Genomic DNA, 653 nt, shown 5'->3' on the forward strand with positions numbered 1-653 from the left:
GAGCACAGGCGTTTACACCACCCTTCCGGACCAGGATGCGAAGCTGCATTGTACGGTGACTGTTGGCTGAACGCCGGGCAATTTGTGTAAGGTATAAACGTGTACATATTTGATCAAGCACCCGGCAGCCGATAGCAGAAAGCTTGCGTAGAAGACGCCGTAGGCGCGAAAGGCGCTGTGTGTCCACCGGGCCGGAGCACAGGCGTTTACACCACCCTTCCGGACCAGGATGCGAAGCTGCATTGTACGGTGACTGTTGGCTGAACGCCGGGCAATTTGTGTAAGGTATAAACGTGTACATATTTGATCAAGCACCCGGCAGNAGAAGAGGTCAAGAGTGCCGTAGAAGCATTGGAAGCAAGCATCCAGAACCTGGAGACAAAGACGGCGACAGCGAAGAAGAGCGGCTCCACATCGAGAAATGTAAGCAACACATATGGAGCAGCGGGTGTAGTTTCCGCAAGCCAGAGTGCAGTGGCAAGCGTGCGCAGTGATGCGGCAAATGCCATCACGCTGAACAGAGGAAGCATGTACACCTTCAAGATGACCGTGGTCAATGGAAACGGACTGGCGCCGAGCTTCACAGTGGGCAACGGAAGCGTTCTGAAGACGCAGTTTGTGTCCCAGATCGGCAATGACTACTACTACAGAGT

The sequence above is a fragment of the Anaeromassilibacillus sp. Marseille-P3371 genome, from assembly GCF_900169665.1.
Lineage (GTDB): Bacteria > Bacillota > Clostridia > Oscillospirales > Acutalibacteraceae > Anaeromassilibacillus.